At 50.0% G+C, this 16,938-nt stretch carries 18 protein-coding genes; 16 read left to right on the top strand and 2 right to left on the bottom strand.

Features of this window, described 5'->3' with window-relative positions; genetic code table 11:
- Positions 1 to 225: 225 nt before the first annotated feature.
- From GYMC10_RS18855 to GYMC10_RS18840, 4 genes are all read left to right on the top strand, one after another.
- The gene (locus GYMC10_RS18855) at positions 226 to 1,281 is read left to right on the top strand and encodes a FecCD family ABC transporter permease (protein ID WP_049788715.1); all 1,056 of its coding nucleotides are present in this window, start codon (positions 226 to 228) and stop codon (positions 1,279 to 1,281) included.
- Positions 1,282 to 2,316 (top strand): FecCD family ABC transporter permease, encoded by a 1,035-nt coding sequence (locus tag GYMC10_RS18850; RefSeq protein WP_015736017.1) that lies wholly within the window; start codon positions 1,282 to 1,284, stop codon positions 2,314 to 2,316.
- Between the two features lie 90 nt (positions 2,317 to 2,406).
- Positions 2,407 to 4,122, top strand: a complete 1,716-nt coding sequence (locus GYMC10_RS18845) for an ABC transporter ATP-binding protein (protein WP_015736016.1) — start codon at positions 2,407 to 2,409, stop codon at positions 4,120 to 4,122.
- A gap of 34 nt (positions 4,123 to 4,156) precedes the next feature.
- Entirely contained in the window at positions 4,157 to 5,155 is a 999-nt protein-coding gene (locus tag GYMC10_RS18840; RefSeq protein ID WP_015736015.1) for an ABC transporter substrate-binding protein, read from the top strand.
- Between the two features lie 104 nt (positions 5,156 to 5,259).
- Here the strand turns inward: GYMC10_RS18840 and GYMC10_RS18835 are convergent, their stop codons facing one another.
- Positions 5,260 to 5,670 carry a winged helix-turn-helix transcriptional regulator gene (locus tag GYMC10_RS18835; RefSeq protein ID WP_015736014.1) on the bottom strand — a complete coding sequence of 137 codons (411 nt, stop codon included), beginning with the start codon at positions 5,668 to 5,670 and terminating at the stop codon, positions 5,260 to 5,262.
- A gap of 193 nt (positions 5,671 to 5,863) precedes the next feature.
- Here GYMC10_RS18835 and GYMC10_RS18830 point away from each other — a divergent pair, with 193 nt between their 5' ends.
- The 3 genes from GYMC10_RS18830 (at position 5,864) to GYMC10_RS18820 (ending at position 8,949) form a co-directional block, all read left to right on the top strand.
- Positions 5,864 to 7,081 carry an MFS transporter gene (locus tag GYMC10_RS18830; protein ID WP_015736013.1) on the top strand — a complete coding sequence of 406 codons (1,218 nt, stop codon included), beginning with the start codon at positions 5,864 to 5,866 and terminating at the stop codon, positions 7,079 to 7,081.
- Positions 7,082 to 7,190: 109 nt separating this feature from the next.
- Positions 7,191 to 8,036: an aldo/keto reductase gene (locus GYMC10_RS18825; protein ID WP_015736012.1), complete on the top strand. Its 846-nt coding sequence runs from the start codon at positions 7,191 to 7,193 to the stop codon at positions 8,034 to 8,036.
- Between the two features lie 118 nt (positions 8,037 to 8,154).
- Positions 8,155 to 8,949: an SDR family NAD(P)-dependent oxidoreductase gene (locus GYMC10_RS18820; protein WP_015736011.1), complete on the top strand. Its 795-nt coding sequence runs from the start codon at positions 8,155 to 8,157 to the stop codon at positions 8,947 to 8,949.
- Positions 8,950 to 8,981: 32 nt separating this feature from the next.
- Here the strand turns inward: GYMC10_RS18820 and GYMC10_RS18815 are convergent, their stop codons facing one another.
- The gene (locus tag GYMC10_RS18815) at positions 8,982 to 9,872 is read right to left on the bottom strand and encodes a helix-turn-helix transcriptional regulator (protein WP_251496953.1); all 891 of its coding nucleotides are present in this window, start codon (positions 9,870 to 9,872) and stop codon (positions 8,982 to 8,984) included.
- Positions 9,873 to 10,038: 166 nt separating this feature from the next.
- Between GYMC10_RS18815 and GYMC10_RS18810 the strand changes: the two genes are divergently transcribed.
- The 9 genes from GYMC10_RS18810 (at position 10,039) to GYMC10_RS18775 (ending at position 16,904) form a co-directional block, all read left to right on the top strand.
- On the top strand, positions 10,039 to 11,919 hold the full coding sequence (locus GYMC10_RS18810; protein ID WP_015736009.1) for a beta-L-arabinofuranosidase domain-containing protein: 1,881 nt from the start codon (positions 10,039 to 10,041) through the stop codon (positions 11,917 to 11,919).
- A gap of 394 nt (positions 11,920 to 12,313) precedes the next feature.
- Positions 12,314 to 12,394 carry an NAD(P)-binding protein gene (locus GYMC10_RS33335; RefSeq protein WP_410002345.1) on the top strand — a complete coding sequence of 27 codons (81 nt, stop codon included), beginning with the start codon at positions 12,314 to 12,316 and terminating at the stop codon, positions 12,392 to 12,394.
- Positions 12,395 to 12,407: 13 nt separating this feature from the next.
- A complete protein-coding gene (locus GYMC10_RS18805) occupies positions 12,408 to 13,130 on the top strand; it encodes a VOC family protein (protein ID WP_015736008.1) in 723 nt (240 codons plus the stop codon).
- 14 nt (positions 13,131 to 13,144) lie between these two features.
- Positions 13,145 to 13,552 (top strand): DUF6220 domain-containing protein, encoded by a 408-nt coding sequence (locus tag GYMC10_RS18800; protein WP_015736007.1) that lies wholly within the window; start codon positions 13,145 to 13,147, stop codon positions 13,550 to 13,552.
- A 237-nt stretch (positions 13,553 to 13,789) separates the two neighbouring features.
- Positions 13,790 to 14,140 (top strand): VOC family protein, encoded by a 351-nt coding sequence (locus GYMC10_RS18795; RefSeq protein ID WP_015736006.1) that lies wholly within the window; start codon positions 13,790 to 13,792, stop codon positions 14,138 to 14,140.
- A gap of 178 nt (positions 14,141 to 14,318) precedes the next feature.
- Entirely contained in the window at positions 14,319 to 14,567 is a 249-nt protein-coding gene (locus tag GYMC10_RS18790) for a hypothetical protein (RefSeq protein ID WP_015736005.1), read from the top strand.
- Between the two features lie 244 nt (positions 14,568 to 14,811).
- On the top strand, positions 14,812 to 15,375 hold the full coding sequence (locus tag GYMC10_RS18785; protein ID WP_015736004.1) for a phosphoglycerate mutase family protein: 564 nt from the start codon (positions 14,812 to 14,814) through the stop codon (positions 15,373 to 15,375).
- 31 nt (positions 15,376 to 15,406) lie between these two features.
- Entirely contained in the window at positions 15,407 to 15,961 is a 555-nt protein-coding gene (locus GYMC10_RS18780; protein WP_015736003.1) for a hypothetical protein, read from the top strand.
- Between the two features lie 112 nt (positions 15,962 to 16,073).
- Positions 16,074 to 16,904: an aminoglycoside phosphotransferase family protein gene (locus tag GYMC10_RS18775; protein ID WP_261979315.1), complete on the top strand. Its 831-nt coding sequence runs from the start codon at positions 16,074 to 16,076 to the stop codon at positions 16,902 to 16,904.
- The last annotated feature ends 34 nt before the right edge of the window (positions 16,905 to 16,938 follow it).

Raw genomic sequence — 16,938 nt, 5'->3', positions numbered from 1 at the left:
CATTTATTGTAATGGACCGGCGGCTTATATGTCAACAGACAACAAATCAGGGTTTAAACGAACACTTAATTCGGATTGCTGCGATTGACCTGGAAAAAAGTGCTTGACTTGGACATGGACTTTTTTCCAAGGAGAAATTCAAATTGTCCATGGACGAAGAAAGGTGTCTATTTTATAGTTACCAATGATAATGATAATCAATATCATAAAATTGAGGGGAACATGATGTCATCAAACACGTCCAATCCAAGTATTACGGATGCCAAGACCCACGCCAATATCAAAGGGCGCCCATGGGCTGCGACCCTGATTCTTACCGGGGGCGTGGCAGCATTGGTGCTTGGCATAGCTTTATCCATATCGCTCGGCGCGGCCGACATCGATCTGCGAAATGTATGGGAAGCGGTGTTCTTCTTTAATCCCGATGTGACGGAGCATCAGATTATTCAGGAGCTTCGGCTGCCGAGGGTCCTCGGCGGAGCGATGGTGGGTGCCTGCTTTGCCGTATCGGGTGCGATCATGCAGGGCATGACCCGAAATCCGCTCGCTGATTCGGGTCTGCTCGGATTAAATGCGGGAGCCGGATTTGTCATTGCGATCTGCTTTGCATTTTTTCCGGGATTGCCGTATATGTACCTGATTCTGTTCTCGTTCCTGGGGGCTGGCCTGGGTGCCGTGCTCGTGTACGGAGTCAGTTCCATGGCAAAAGGCGGTCTCACACCGGTTCGTCTCGTTCTGGCGGGTGCGGCGCTGAGCGCTCTGCTAAGCGCGCTGAGCGAAGGCATCGCATTGTATTTTCAGGTCGGACAGGACATGGCGTTCTGGTATGCCGGCGGTACGGCGGGGATTAAGTGGGTTCATCTGAAAATTATGCTGCCTTGGATAGCAGCTGCTATATTGGGCGCAATAGCATTGTCGCGTTCCATTACCATGCTCAGCCTCGGCGACGATATCGCCAAGGGACTCGGTCAGCGAACGGGACTTGTCAAGCTGGGCGGTACGGTAATCGTGCTGGTGCTGGCGGGGGCTGCCGTCTCGGTTGTCGGTGCGGTAGGCTTCGTCGGTCTGATGATTCCGCACCTTACCCGGAAGCTTGTCGGCGTGGACTACCGGCTCATCATTCCCTGCTCGGCCGTACTGGGAAGCTTGCTGGTCGTCATAGCCGACCTGGCGGCAAGAATGGTGAATCCCCCATACGAGACGCCTGTGGGCTCGATCATCGCACTGATCGGTGTGCCCTTCTTCCTTTACTTGGCACGCAAAGAAAGGAGGGAGCTGTAGATGGATGCCGTTACCAATACCATGCACGAGCGTAAAGGCAGGAAGCGCAAGATTATGACGCTATCTGTCCTGGGTGCATTAATCATACTGGTGTTTCTCATCAGCATGAACACGGGGGTCATTCGCTTGTCGCCACTTGAGGTTATAAAAACCTTGTTTGGCGGCGGGACGGACAAACAGGAGCTTGTGCTGTTCGAATTCCGCTTGCCGCGGATCGTCATTTCGCTTCTGATTGGTGCCGGGTTGGCGATATCCGGCTGCGTTATGCAGGGCATTTCCCGTAATGAGCTGGCGGACCCCGGCATTTTGGGGATCAATGCGGGAGCCGGATTAATGGTTATGCTGTTCATTTCATTTTTTCCGAGCACGGCCGCGGCTCCGGTCTTTCTGCTGCCGGTACTCGCCCTGATTGGTGCGGGCGGCACCGCGGCATTGATATGCGTGCTGGCTTACAAGAAGAATCAAGGCTTTAAGCCGACGAGCCTTCTGTTGACGGGAATCGCCGTAGCGGCCGGCATTAGTGCGGCTATGATCGTGCTGACGCTGCGTTTAAGCCCGGAAAAATATCAGTTTGTTGCCACCTGGCTAGCAGGCAGCATCTGGGGCTCGAGCTGGAAGTTCGTCCTGGCATTGCTCCCATGGATGCTTGTGCTGCTGCCCTTCGTGATGTACAAAGCGCAGGTGATGAACGTTCTCAATCTTGGAGAGCCGACGGCGACCGGACTGGGAGCCTCCGTTACAAGGGAGCAATTGAAGCTGCTGGCAGCGGCGGTCGGTCTGGCTGCCTCCTGCGTCGCGGTGAGCGGCGGCATCGGATTCGTCGGGCTTATAGCGCCGCATCTGGCCAGGCGCTTGGTCGGTGCGAAGCATCAAATGCTGCTTCCGGTAACGGCGCTGGTCGGAGCCTTGCTGGTCATCACTGCCGACACTTTGGGCCGCTGGATCATTCAACCGTCCGAGATTCCGACCGGGATCGTGGTTGCCGTGATTGGCGCTCCGTACTTCCTGTACCTGCTATCCAGGACAAAAGCTTAGCTGCCCAAGATCGCTGGGATCTAGCGCAATCTTGCGACGGGTAAGGGCTTGCACATTTTTTAACGCCATTACGGATTTAAGGAGGTCCTTATGCTGCGCCGATTTTTTTCCTATTACAAGCCTTATAAAGGGCTATTCATATTGGATTTTTGCTGCGCTATCTTTGCCGCTTTGTTGGAATTGATATTCCCGGTAGCCGTCAACCGCGTGATCGACGACTTGCTGCCAAGCGGGAACTGGAAGTGGATTTTATACGCTTGCCTTGGGCTTCTCGGCATTTATGTCGTCAGTTCTTTCCTGCATTACGTAGTTACGTATTGGGGTCATAAACTCGGTATCAACATTGAAACGGATATGCGCAAAAAGCTGTTCGATCGGGTTCAGAAGCAATCCTTCCGTTTTTTTGACAACAACAAGACGGGACATCTTGTTTCGAGAATGACCAACGACCTGATGGATATCGGTGAGATTGCCCACCATGGCCCGGAAGACCTGTTCATCGCCGTCATGACGCTTGCCGGAGCGCTGGGCATCATGCTCGGGATCAACTGGCAGCTTGCCGTGATGACGTTTGTGATCGTTCCTTTGATGATCTATTTATCGCTGTATTTCAGCGGGAAAATGTCGGCAGCGTTCAAGCGCATGTTCTCCGATATTGCCGATTACAATGCACGCGTGGAGAACAACGTCAGCGGGATCCGCGTGGTTCAAGCCTTCTCGAACGAGGAGCATGAAATCACGCGTTTCGCCGAGAACAACAACCGCTTTCGCGTGACGAAGCTGATTGCTTACCGCATCATGGCTTGGAACTCGTCGATCAGCTTTATCCTGATGAAATTCATCTCCCTGTTCGTGCTGGTATGCGGCACCTGGTTCGTGATTGAGGGCCGGATGACCAACGGGGAATTTATCGCTTTTGTCATGCTGTCTAACGTGTTCCTCGGTCCGATTAAACAAATCAATGCGGTCATTGAGATGTATCCGAAGGGAATCGCCGGCTTTAAGCGGTATTTGGAGCTTCTGGAAAGCGAACCCGACGTCGCGGATATGCCGGGTGCCAAGCCGTTCGGCCATGTACGTGGTGACATTGCCTTTCACGGCGTAACCTTTGGTTACGAGAACAAAGACCACGTCCTGGAGGATGTCCATTTGTCCATTCGCGCAGGCGAAACCGTCGCGCTTGTAGGGCCGTCCGGAGCGGGCAAGACCACGTTGTGCTCATTGCTGCCTCGTTTCTATGACACGGAAGCCGGAAAGATAACGATAGACGGGATCGATATTCGCGACATGACGCTGCAATCCCTTCGTTCCCATATTGGCATCGTCCAGCAGGACGTGTTCCTGTTTGATGGCAGCATCCGCGAAAATATCGCTTATGGCAGGTTAGATGCTGACGACAGCGACATCATGAAAGCGGTGGGCCGTGCCCAGCTTGAAGAGCTGGTTGCTTCGCTTCCGGATGGGCTGGACACCTTGATTGGCGAGCGGGGCGTGAAGCTGTCCGGCGGACAGAAGCAGCGACTGTCGATAGCCCGGATGTTCCTCAAGAACCCGCCGATCCTCATTCTCGACGAGGCGACGTCCGCGCTTGATGCGGAAACCGAAGCGGCGATTCAACAGGCGCTTGCCGAGCTCTCGGAAGGACGAACGACGCTGGTGATTGCCCACCGGCTCGCAACCATCAAGAATGCGGATCGCATCGTGGTCGTTGCGGACAAAGGCATCGCCGAACAAGGAGCCCATGAGGATCTGCTCGCGACGCACGGCATATACAGCCGTTTGCATCGAGCTCAATTCGGGGCTTGATTCAACTAACACCATACTTAGGAGGATGTAAAATATGTTCAAGTCAAAATTACGCGTCATGCTCACCATCCTTGTCTTATGCTCGATCTTCATCTCGGCATGCGGCGCAAATGGAAATACGGCGAATCAAGCCGGTTCCGCAGGCGAAACAGCAACAGGGACGGATACTGCGAAGACTGAAGCCTCAGCCCCAACAATCAAAAAGGTGCCGACAATTAACGGAGACATCGAAATTCCGACGGATCCTCAGCGTATTGTAGTGGATGCCTACTTGCCAACGCTGCTGCTGCTCGGTGAAAAGCCGGTAGGCGCCACCGCGACGGATTTGGAGAACGTCCATATCCAGGACCTGATCGATGGCATAGAGAACACCGGGGATAGCTCTGCGGAGAAGATAGTGGAACTTAACCCCGATCTGATTATCAGCGCGAACTCGGACCCGGAGCTATACGAGAAATTGTCCAAAATCGCACCGACCGTCATTCTTCCTTATGAAACCTATCGAGGCGTGCACGAAGAAGTAGAGGGACTCGGCGCAATCCTTGGCAAGGAAGAAGAAGCAAAAGAATGGCTTGCCGGTTTTGATGAAAAAATCGAAGCGCTGCGCACAAAAGTGAACGGTGTGTTGGAAGAAGGTGAGACGTTCTCGATCTTCGGCGCATTCGGCAAAACCTTCTACCTGTACGGTGACGGCATTTATCGCGGGGGCTTGGCCATCTATAAGGAACTCCAGCTAACGCCTCCGGCAACGATCCAAAAGGAATTGATTGATGCCAACGTGACTTACAAGGAGGTTTCCTTGGAAGTGCTCAAAGATTATGCTGGCGATTATATTTTCTTTGATGAGTCCAACGGGGCCGAGATGGATAAGAAGGATAAGGTGTGGACTTCGATTGAAGCGGTGAAGCAGGATCGCGTGTTTTATCTGGATGCCAAGCGATTCTGGCCGTTTGATCCCATTGCGGTCCTGGCTCAGGCCGAGGAAGTGACGGACATGATCGTCAGCCAAAAAGAGAAGGAGAATGCGAAATAATCAATTTTCGAACATGCGATAGAGATGGAATATATGAAAAGGGCAAGGTCCGTGATCACGGACCTTGCCCTTGCTGTTGTATCAGGAGTGCTTATACTTATAAATCAGGTCAAGCGTGCATCTGAGGTTGTGGGCTCGTCTGAGACTTTTAACTTATCGTTCAGGATGCTGTCTTCAAGCACGCTGAATTTGTCCCCGTATACTTTCGTAATATGTTTTTCGCCCCATGCACAGAGCATATCTAGAATTCCGCTCAAACTTCTGCCGTACTCGCTGAGCTCATATTCCACTTTAGGCGGCACTTGATTATGAATAATGCGATTGATCACGCCATCTTCCTCCAGCTCTCGCAGCTGCTGCGTCAGCATTTTTTGGGTGATGTGCGGCATGAGGCGCTTCAACTCGTTGGTCCGTTTACGGCCATGGGTCAGATGGCAGAGGATCACGCATTTCCACTTGCCCCCGATTACTTCCAATGTTGCTTCGACGGCTATATTGTATTTCTTCGTTTGCATATGGAGCCTCCTATTCTTGATAGGCACTAAAAAGTGCCTAGGGTACTGTCAGGTACCTACATTACAAAAAAGTACGTTCTTCACACAAGTGATGATATGAATCATAATAGCATTTGCCAGCTGGATTACACCATACGTCATATTTTTACAATATACAAGCAAGAGAATAGGATAGGGGGAAAATAGGAACATCATGACTATAGATAAAAAAAGAAGTTTGCTTGCGCTAATAGCGCTTGCCGTCAGTGCCTTCGCCATTGGAACAACGGAATTCATCAGCGTAGGGCTTCTGCCGTTGATTGCGGAGGATATGAATATCTCCGTGACGACAGCCGGATTAACTGTGTCGATGTATGCGCTGGGCGTTACCTTCGGTGCGCCGATTCTCACGTCGCTCACATCCAGAATGTCCAGGAAAACCTTGCTGCTCTGGATTATGATCATTTTTATTATCGGTAACAGCTTGGCAGCGAGCGCAGCTTCCATTGGCGTCCTGCTTGCAGCACGGGTCCTGTCGGCCTTTTCACATGGCGTATTCATGTCGATCGGCTCGATTATTGCCGCAAGCGTGGTGCCTGAGAACCGCAGGGCATCGGCGATCTCCATTATGTTCACGGGCCTTACTGTAGCCACGGTCACCGGCGTTCCGCTCGGAACGTTTATCGGTCAGCAGTTGGGCTGGAGGTTTGCTTTTGTCGCGATTGTTGCCGTCGGCATCGTTGCGCTGATTGCGAACAGCATCCTGGTCCCTTCGGACCTGCCTAAGGGAGAACGGACTTCATTCCGCGACCAGGCTAAATTGATGACGAACGGCAGACTGCTGCTCATGCTCCTGATTACGGCACTCGGTTATGGCGGGACCTTTGTTGTCTTCACTTATTTATCCCCATTGCTTCAGGATATAACAGGCTTTAACGAAAATACGGTGGCCGTCATCCTGCTTGTCTATGGGATAGCCATTGCAGTCGGTAACGTGATCGGCGGAAAGGCGGCCAATCGCAACCCGCTGAAAGCCTTGCTCTATATGTTTATAGCCCAAGCCCTGGTACTGTTCGCGCTTACGTTTACCGCACCGTTTCAAGCGGCGGGACTCATCACGATTATTCTTATGGGATTCCTGGCGTTCATGAACGTGCCGGGTTTGCAGGTTTACGTTGTGATGCTGGCCGAGCGCTTTGCGCCCGGAGCCGTGAATATGGCGTCCGCGCTGAACATTGCCGCATTTAATGCCGGTATCGCCATCGGCGCATTTCTAGGCGGCTTGATCACGAATTCCATGGGCCTGATTCATACGGCATGGATCGGAGCCCTGATGGTGGCCGGTGCGGTCGTGCTCACGGGCTGGAGCTTGAAGCTGGAACGAAAGGATTCGGATAATAAATCGGATAAACCGGATATGCCAGCGGCATGAAGCAACATTTAGGATGAAGGGAGGTGATGACGGAGCGGATCATGGGAGATACTGCACAATAGGTTCATCAATTTATCACTATCCAAAAAAACTTCGGAGGTTTATCAACATGACAGCAAAACACTTACAAGATACAACCACTTTATATAATGGCGTCAACATGCCTTGGTTTGGTCTAGGCGTATTTAAAGTTGAAGAAGGACCGGAGCTGGTGAATGCCGTTCGTACGGCCATTCAGCACGGCTATCGGAGCGTGGACACCGCCGCCATATACGGCAATGAAGAAGGTGTCGGACAGGGCATTCGCGAAGGCTTGGCAGCTACCGGATTAAAAAGAGAAGATCTGTTCGTCACATCCAAGGTGTGGAATGCCGACCTGGGTTATGAATCGACTTTGAAGGCTTATGAGGAAAGCTTGCGAAAGCTGGGATTGGAGTATTTGGACTTATACCTTATACACTGGCCGGTTGAAGGGAAATATATAGAGGCGTGGAAGGCGCTCGAAACGTTGTACAAGCAAGGGCGCGTAAAAGCCATCGGCGTGAGCAATTTCCAAATCCATCATCTGGAGAAGTTAATGAAGGAAACCGACATCAAACCGATGGTGAACCAGGTGGAATATCATCCCCGATTAACGCAAAAAGAATTGCAGGCGTACTGCCAGGCGAACGATATTCAGCTAGAAGCTTGGTCTCCCTTAATGCAGGGTCAGCTGCTGGATCAGGAGGACCTTCAGATCATCGCGAAGAAGCATCATAAATCCATCGCGCAGATCATTCTTCGTTGGGATCTACAGAACGGTGTGGTGACGATTCCGAAATCGACCAAAGAGCATCGGATCACCGAGAACTCCGATCTATTTGATTTTGAATTGTCCATGGAGGATATGCAGCGCATCGACAGCTTGAATCAGGATCACCGTGTGGGACCGGACCCGGACAATTTTGATTTCTAAAAAATCGGCGTTTACCGCAAGCATTTAAGTGTAATGAATAGTGCGACTCTCCTGAGCTTCTCCACCCTGGTGGGGATCGGGAGGGTCCATTCCTACATAACGAAAAGGAGCGAGGATCATGAACTTGGATTTACAGGGTAAAGTCGCATTGGTCACAGGCTCGACATCGGGCATCGGCAAAGCGATCGCCATGTCGCTGGCAGCCGAAGGAGCGTCCGTCATTATCAATGGAAGACACGAGGATAAGGTGAAGCAGACGATCCATGACATTCGCGCCGTCCATCCGGATGCCGAGCTGCGTTATGCCGTGGCGGATCTCGGAACCGAGGAGGGCTGCCATCAGGTCAGGGAAGCCGCCCCGGTCGTTGATATTCTAATCAACAATTTAGGCATCTTCGAGCCTGCCGAATTTTTCGATATATCGGATGCGGAATGGTTCAGGTTCTTCGAGACGAATATTATGAGCGGCGTCCGTTTAACCCGACACTATTTGCAGAACATGATCAGCCGCAATGAAGGCCGAATTATTTTTATCGCGAGCGAAGCAGCCGTCATGCCGTCCCAGGAGATGGCGCATTACAGCGCTACGAAGACGATGCAGCTGTCCCTTTCCCGGAGCTTGGCCGAGTTGACGACAGGAACCCGCGTCACGGTGAATACCGTTATGCCCGGCTCCACCCTTACGGAAGGCGTCGAAACGATGCTGGATACGCTGTATCCCGATGAGAATCTTACCATCGAAGAAGCCGAACAGCGGTTTATGAAGGAAAATCGGCCGACTTCCATTATTCAGCGGCTGATTCGTCCGGAGGAAATTGCCGATTTCGTCGCCTACCTGAGCAGTCCCAAATCCTCCGCGATCAACGGTTCGGCACTCCGGATTGACGGCGGCTTGGTACGAAGCGTATTCTGAGCAAGCCAAAGCCTAACGCATTCGATGGCATGCTATCGGGATGAACGGTACTTTAGCCTGAAAGAGTTGGGTTTAAACCCGGTATAACGAACAAAGCAGCGAATGAAATACGGAAACGAGCCGAACCCGGATTCCTCGGCTATGCGTCCGATCGGCTCGTTGGTGTGGATCAGCAAGCGTTTTGCTTGCTCGATCCGATGCCGCGTCAGAAACTCCAGGGGCGTGCAGCCGAACGTTTTTTTCATGCAAATGGAAATATAATTCTGGTGAAAGTGCATGGCATCGGACAATTGCTGGTAGCTGACCGGCTCTTTGTAATGTGCTCTTAAATAGTTGGCCGTTCGTTCGGCAATGGCATAATGAGGATGCTGCTGCTGGATTCCTTCTTCTTCGGCTTGGAACAACAGCAGCAGCTCATGCATCAGCTGCTGCTGTTTCCAGCGTGCCGCGGAAGATGGCGATTGCTGGAGCAGCTGCAGTTGTTCAATCAGACGTCCGGCCTGCGCTTTCGAAGACAGTTCTCCGTACTTGGGAATATAGAAAGAGAAATTATCAAATTGCACATAAGGGTGATCCGATTGCGATAAGGCAAACGGGATCCGTTCCTCCGCTTCAATCCACGGTGCGACCGTCTGAAAATGCAGCCAATAAAAATGGGTTTCCTTCTGACAGGGCAGGTACGTACGGTGTGCGGCATCGGGTCTTAGAATCAGGTGATACCCTGCCTTTACGCTGTAAGATACTCCGTTCTCTTCCAGGAATAACTCCCCTCTGGTCACGAGAAGCAGATCAAAGACACCGATGTTATACCGATCCGGATGTCGATCTCCCTCCTGGTAGGTATCTTCTCCGCAAATCATATAATGCGGCAATGGCGGAGCCGTAAACTGGAAAATCATCTCCGGCCGGTCCTCCTTCTCCAACAGGCTTTTCTCCATGATAATCGTTTTGTTGCTCCGGATTCAATCCATCATGATGTTGTAATCGGATAAAAAGATGTTGTTTCTGTGTATAGGGAAACGCCGGTTGAGATGATATATTTCTACCTGAGTAAGCACCTATAAGACAGAACAAGGAGCGTGGAAGTTGATGCTGCATCAGACGGCTTTTAATAGTTTGCCGCTTAGAGCGATTAAGCCGGCCGGCTGGCTTAAGGATCAGCTGGAGATTCAAGCAAGCGGGTTTACGGGACATCTGGAGGAACAGTGGAAGGACGTCGGAGCAGACAACGGATGGCTTGGCGGCCAGGGAGAGAGCTGGGAGCGGGGACCGTATTATGTTGACGGTTTGCTTCCTTTAGCTTATTTGCTGGAGGACGAGTCTTTGATCGCTAAAGCGAATCGATGGGTCGAGTGGTCGCTTGCCAGCCAGCAGGAGAACGGCATGTTCGGTCCGGCGCGCATCACCTCCGTGAATCAGGATATCGATAAGGATCAGGATTGGTGGCATTATATGATCATGCTGAAAGTGATGATGCAGCATGAGGAAGCAACGGGCGACGAACGCATCATTCCGTTTCTGACCAAGTTCTTTACTTACGTCCATTCGGTCATTGAGGAACAGCCGCTGCGGGGCTGGGCCAAAACCAGGGGGGCCGAGATGCTGCTGTGCATCGCGTGGCTGCATAAACGAACGGCGCAGCCTTTCCTGCTGCAGCTTGCGGATACGATCGCGGAACAAACCACGGACTGGAGCGGTATTTTTCATGATTTTCCGTTCTGGCGCAAGGTTGAAGAGTGGGATTGGACAACCCATGTCGTGAACGTGGCGATGGGCATCAAAACGCCGGGCGTGCTGTATGAATTACACGGAAATCCGGTGGAGCGGGAAAGCGTGCACCGGGGCATCGATTCCTTGATGACGTACCACGGGCAAGCGCACGGCATGTTCTCGGGAGACGAGTGGTTGTCCGGCACCCATCCGAGCCAAGGGGTTGAATTGTGTGCCGTCGTCGAGTATATGTTTTCGATGGAGCAGCTGACGCGCATTTTCGGGGAGGGACGCTTCGGGGATATTTTGGAGAAGGTCGCGTTTAATGCGCTGCCTGCCGCCATCTCTGCGGATTGGACCTCGCATCAGTATGATCAGCAGGTCAACCAAATGATATGCAACGTCGCTCCGCGGGCTTGGAGCAACAGTCCCGATGCCAACGTATTCGGTCTGGAGCCGAATTTCGGGTGCTGCACGGCCAATATGCATCAGGGCTGGCCCAAGCTGGCCTCGCACCTGTGGATGAAGGACCAGGAGGACGGGGTAGTTGCCGTTTCCTATGCTCCCTGCACGGTTAGAACAACGGTTGGCCGCCAGGGCGTGTCCGCTGAGATTGCGGTCACCGGCGAATATCCATTCAAGGATCGCATTCAAATCCATCTGTCGCTTGAACGCGCGGAATCATTCCGGATATCGCTGCGCATCCCGGCCTGGTGCGACCATCCCGTCATTACCTTGAACGGGCGCGAAATGCCAATTCAGGCAGAGTCCGGTTATGCCGAGATCATGCAGACCTGGCAGAGCGGCGATCTGCTGGAACTGTATCTGCCTATGGAAGTGAAGACCGAGTCACGCAGCATGTATGCAACCAGCATTACAAGAGGACCGCTGGTGTACGTGCTGCCTGTGAAGGAGAACTGGCAGATGATCCGGCAGCGTGAGATGTTCCACGATTGGGAGCTCTATCCTGCTTCCCCATGGAAATACGGACTGATGGCCGATACGTCGTTCGAGGTGCTGGAGCGGGAGGTGGTCCGTCAACCGTTCCTGGCTGCCGATGCGCCTGTACGGGTGAAGGTGAAGGGCCAGCTGATCCGGGATTGGAAAATGGAAGGCAACAACGCCGGAAACCCACCGCTGCATCCGAACACGGACGGCCAGCCCGTTACGGAATTGGAGTTGGTTCCGTACGGAAGCGCGAAGCTTCGGATCGGAGAATTCCCTCTGATCGGGGATCGGACCAGAATCGCTAAGAATTAAGCAGGTATGTTAACACATTCGAAAACCGCGGATATCGCGGTTTTTTTGTTGTACGAATCTATGTCCAAATCACCAAAAGGAATGAGCAGAAATATTGCGATTACCTCTGAAAGATGTCGCAACCCTTGTTCCGTAGTGCATGAAGAATGCGAACAAGCGGTAAGCACCGCAGGTATTCATGAATGCGGGATATGTATCCATTGCGGGCCGGGCCTAAAAATAGCCTTTACACTCAGCGCGGAGAATCGAATCAAGATAGACGACAATTGTGGGCTGCACTATACGGGCTATTTTTAGATCGCTGTTTTCATTTTGTCACATAATCGGCCTCCTTCCTGTCTTGTTTAATGACAACGCATGAAGGAGGTTTCTTCGATTGAATGCAAAGCATGATGTGGCCATTGTGGGTGGAGGTATTGCCGGACTGACCGCGGCTCTTTATTTAGCGAGAGACCTGACAAACTCAAATATCTAGAGGAGGTAGTGAGATGAGAATCATCGAATTGGAACTGAGAACCGCCCGGTTAGCTGAACTGAAGGAGTTCTACACTGAAAGACTTGGATTTGCTCTAGCAGATATCACGGAACATTCCATCACGATCGTTGCCGGTGAAACGAGGTTGACTTTCGTTCGAGAGGAGGAGGAAGGGGTACGGCCGTCCTACCATTTGGCAATGAACATCCCCGAGAACCAAATTCGCGAAGCGAAAAGCTGGCTCCTGGCCAAAGGCTGTCAGGTGCTTTCCGCTGCACCGCTTCCGTTTGCTGGAATCCAGGCAAACGAAGATATCGCCTATTTCGAAGGAACGGATGCGCATGCCTTCTATTTCGAGGATCCTTCGGGGAATCTGGTGGAGTTCATCGCGCGGCATCGAATGGATAATGCATTATCAGAGCCTTTCGATCATGAATCCATTCTGAATGTCAGCGAGATCGGCTTTCCGCTTCGCGGAAGCGTATCCGAGGCCGTTCAGCGCCTAGATTCTCGATTTGACGTCACGCGTTATATCGGGGACGGAAAGACGTTTCAGATGCTCGGTGACGAGTACGGAATGTTCATCCTGGGGGATATGGCCATCGGATGGTATCCTTCGATGAAGATTCCGGAAGTTCATCCTATCGGAATGACGATTCTCGATTCCAAAGAAGGGGAGTTTCAATTGGATCCGTACCCTTACACCATTCGTGCGGTTTCCGAAAGGTTAGTCTAAGGGAGGAATTAACGATGGAAGTACAAAAAATAACCGCAATCCGCTCTTCGCTGCCGGCAGCCGCTCAATATGCGCGGCTAGGTTTTAGTATATTGAACGTGCTTTTTGCGATCTGCATCGCGCTACAGGTGTTCTTGGCTGGATTCGCGCTGTTCGTGGATTCGTCTCAATGGGGGATGCATGGTAATTTCGCCATGTACTTCGCGCCTATCCCCGTATTGTTGTTTATATTGTCTTTTCCGGCCAGACTGCCCAAGGGCATGAAAGTTAAGAGTTTGGTGCTGATCGGCCTAATCCTTCTGATCTTCGCGACGGCTGTCTTTTCGGAAGAAATCGGTTTTGCGGCAGCGGCACATCCCGTCATCTCGCTGGGCTTATTCTTGAACGCGTTGTTGATTATGAGGGAGATGACGAAAGGGTAGATGAGAGAAAGAAGCCTATAAATTTGCCATAAACAATGATAAAGCAAAAGCTGGAAAACACGAAGTCACGTATATATACCTGTTTCCCAATCGTCTTTTGAATAGAGTGAAAAAAATTTATATATAATTGTATAAAAGTAAATCTATGGTATTCTGAGAGCAGAAGGATTAGGTTGTTCCCCGAACGGGACCATTGTTGAGTAAAAATTTGATATCAAAAATTTAGGAGGATGAAAAATGAAGGTCAAACGAATTGTTACAAATGTTGCGACGCAGGACATTTCCAAAGCTTCGTATTTTTACGGGGAAGTACTTGGACTTGATCAACTAATGGATATGGGATTTATTGCAACATACGGTTCGCATGAGAAAATGGGCACTCAGGTTAGTTTCCTATCAGAGGGAGGCTCTGGAGCACCTGTGCCAGATCTGTCAATTGAGGTTGATGATCTTGATGAGGCGTTAACTCGGATAAAAGAAGCAGGAATTCCAATTGAGTATGGACCAACCGAGGAGCCATGGGGGGTTCGGCGTTTTTTTGTTAGGGACCCATTCGGGAAACTTATCAATATCCTTATCCATCTATAAATAATAAATGGAGCAAATCGTTGCATGGGCAGCGATAGCCCGGCAATGGAACTCGTCCAACAAATGGGGCAGACGTATGGAGAACTTCATCGTTACGGGCCCATTTATGAAGTATATTCAAGCCGGCAACGGACAACGCTTAAGGTTAAGTAAATCTTATGTGGGAGGTCATAATTTCTTGAAATTTGAACTAGGACGTTGCTTACTGAATGAACGATTGGTGGAATCCGGGAAGTCAGCGGAATGGTTGGCAAAAGACTTGCTTATTAAACCGGAACGAGTATACGACTTTATGGAGAACAAAAGAGTGATGCCACTCAAAATTGCCATATCGATCGCCGATTCCATCGGTTGTGACGTTCGTGCTTTATATGAATTAATTCCGCAGCATAATGAAGCAAAGGGAGATTCGCGGAATAATGGATAGGCTGCACTAAGACTACAAATGTGATCCATTGATCTAAGTTAACGGGAATCGATTGCTCTATCAAAATTAGAAGGCAGCTGATCATTTGTGATCGGCTGCCTTTTTTAAACTCTCCGCAATTCATGAACCGATTAGATAAGCATTTAGTTATATTTCACTGCACATAGTTCATTAGCTAACGGGCAGGATTATTCAATTAAATCATAGAATACCTAATATGGGATTTGATCTTAGGAGGGCGGATATGGATTTCACATTTATTCGGCACGGTCATGGAGAACATCTCAACGATTATCCAAATCGGTTGAATACGCTCCATCCTAGTCTTACAGAGTACGGCAAATTTCAAGTAACGCAGCTACGAAATGAAATTAAAATGGATCCTGATGATTTAGTTCTTGTAAGTCCCACTAAACGTACAATTGAGACGGCAACGATTATAAAAAATGGCATGGATTTCATTATTTCTCCATTGGTTGGTCCGAGAATGTTTCCTCAGAACCCCGAACTTCCTTTTTTAGCTTGCGATCACATCCTTTCTAAAACGGAAATTACCCATTTGTATGGAGATACTGAAATTCTTGATTTCAATTTGGATTGCTGGAAAGAAGGGATCAATAGGATCGAACAGAATATTTTCGAAGGATATGCTGCGCGGTTGTTAGAGTGGATCGGGGAAAGTTATAAAAAAATATTCTTTATTTCACATGATGGTACGATAACGAATTATCGGATATTGCTTGGAGAAAAAGGATTGACCAGGAAAGATTTTCTCGGGGAGGCTGGGGTATACCGAATGAGCTTGTAACCTGTTGGTACTTTTGTCAAAGGAGATCTTCATGAAGAAAAAAATAATAGTGGTCCTATTGCTTGGTTTTGTTGTTCTGGTAAGCGGAAATGCTCAACGGGATTCAATCGCTACGCCCCTTTATGAGGGCCGAAGCCTCGTTATTGGTGTAATTGGAGATACACCGCAAGTAGGGGAGAAGGAGCATGTGGATTTTCGGGACATTACGTTTGAGCAGTTAGAGGATCCGTACTTTTCCTCAGACCTTGACGCCATTTTCATAACGAAAGAACATTTGGCTAAAGCATCCGAGCCTAAGTATACGGAAATTTACCAAAAGGCGGACATACCCTTTTTCTTTATCGAGTCCAAGAAGTCCCACGTCCCCTTCACCGTTAAAGAATTGTCCTATAACGAGGTTCCGGATCTTTCACCGGATACGTACGTAACAGGTTTCTACGGCAAGAAGGCTCAATACTGGGATTATGGCTTACATAACGATGCAATGAATGAGACCAATATCAAGGTAACGTACTCCAATATCTTTACGATCATCGAGTCGCTGCACAGCGAAGATTCCGAGCCAATATATCGCACTGGAGGGTAAGCCTGGGGGTTACATTGGTCATGCAATTGATCTTCTATCCGTGTTAAACCATAGAGACATCCTCTGAAAGGCTGTGATGAACATCGGAAACCCATTGCGGGAAATCAATTGGGTGGAGAAAAGCAATACCCTTGAAGTTTTGCTCGAGCATGAAGGTTCATTTCAAACAGTCTCCTTGGATTCGGGGCTGGAAGCAGAAGTAATGAAAATTGCCGCGCCAACGGCAGACTACGTACTGAAAGTATGGAACAAAGCGTCCAAGCCGAATGTACATGCTCAATATCAGATTTTGAATGCATTATTCACGCATGGAAGTTCAGTCTCTGAGCCTGTGGGCTGGGGAACGAACCGAAATGGCGATTCAACATTGCTGACCAGTTATGACGGAACGTCCGTTCAAACGGTCGATCCGGGTAAACTAACGAAGCTGGTGAAGATTTTAGCGGATATACATAAACTCCCGCTTGAAGATTTTATTGGTGACCGATTACCCCGATATGAGTTCATTGATTATTTCTTTCCTCGCATCGAGGAGCACCCCGATATCCGGATTCTTCTGGAAGAACTTCTTCAGCGTGCGGATATGAAACCATCATGTTTGATCCATGGCGATTACCACCTAGGCAATATTCTTGAGACTAAAGACAAGCTGACGGTAATCGATTGGACGAACGCCCAATGGGGGGATCCCAGATATGATGTTGCTTGGTCGATTATCGTAATGTGGGTATTTGCAAGCGAAAAGCAAGCCTCCATCTATCGTGCCGTATGTTGTGCCGAGTATCGTTATGATGAACATGACCTTGAATTGTTTGAAGCCATAGCCTGTCTGAGAGGAATCATGCTGTTTAAGGCGAATGATGTACCTATCGGTCATCGTACCATCTCAAGGTTTAGGTCCATATTGTCCAAAAACGAATATTTAAACGACCAATTGCTCTAAAGCACTCCTAGATGAAAATCAAGCTAAATGTGTA

Source organism: Paenibacillus sp. Y412MC10 (assembly GCF_000024685.1).
Taxonomy (GTDB): Bacteria; Bacillota; Bacilli; order Paenibacillales; family Paenibacillaceae; genus Paenibacillus_AQ; species Paenibacillus_AQ lautus_A.
The sequence above is the reverse complement of the archived record's forward strand: the minus strand, read 5'-3'. Positions and strand labels throughout refer to the sequence as shown.

Coding starts and splice junctions, on each gene's coding strand:
- GYMC10_RS18845 (WP_015736016.1), top strand. CDS start 2,407: ATGCTGCGCCGATTTTTTTCCTATTACAAGCCTTATAAAGGGCTATTC.
- GYMC10_RS18855 (WP_049788715.1), top strand. CDS start 226: ATGTCATCAAACACGTCCAATCCAAGTATTACGGATGCCAAGACCCAC.
- GYMC10_RS18795 (WP_015736006.1), top strand. CDS start 13,790: ATGAAGGTCAAACGAATTGTTACAAATGTTGCGACGCAGGACATTTCC.
- GYMC10_RS18780 (WP_015736003.1), top strand. CDS start 15,407: ATGAAGAAAAAAATAATAGTGGTCCTATTGCTTGGTTTTGTTGTTCTG.
- GYMC10_RS18785 (WP_015736004.1), top strand. CDS start 14,812: ATGGATTTCACATTTATTCGGCACGGTCATGGAGAACATCTCAACGAT.
- GYMC10_RS18800 (WP_015736007.1), top strand. CDS start 13,145: ATGGAAGTACAAAAAATAACCGCAATCCGCTCTTCGCTGCCGGCAGCC.
- GYMC10_RS18835 (WP_015736014.1), bottom strand. CDS start 5,670: ATGCAAACGAAGAAATACAATATAGCCGTCGAAGCAACATTGGAAGTA.
- GYMC10_RS18820 (WP_015736011.1), top strand. CDS start 8,155: ATGAACTTGGATTTACAGGGTAAAGTCGCATTGGTCACAGGCTCGACA.
- GYMC10_RS18840 (WP_015736015.1), top strand. CDS start 4,157: ATGTTCAAGTCAAAATTACGCGTCATGCTCACCATCCTTGTCTTATGC.
- GYMC10_RS18825 (WP_015736012.1), top strand. CDS start 7,191: ATGACAGCAAAACACTTACAAGATACAACCACTTTATATAATGGCGTC.
- GYMC10_RS18810 (WP_015736009.1), top strand. CDS start 10,039: ATGCTGCATCAGACGGCTTTTAATAGTTTGCCGCTTAGAGCGATTAAG.
- GYMC10_RS18805 (WP_015736008.1), top strand. CDS start 12,408: ATGAGAATCATCGAATTGGAACTGAGAACCGCCCGGTTAGCTGAACTG.
- GYMC10_RS18850 (WP_015736017.1), top strand. CDS start 1,282: ATGGATGCCGTTACCAATACCATGCACGAGCGTAAAGGCAGGAAGCGC.
- GYMC10_RS18830 (WP_015736013.1), top strand. CDS start 5,864: ATGACTATAGATAAAAAAAGAAGTTTGCTTGCGCTAATAGCGCTTGCC.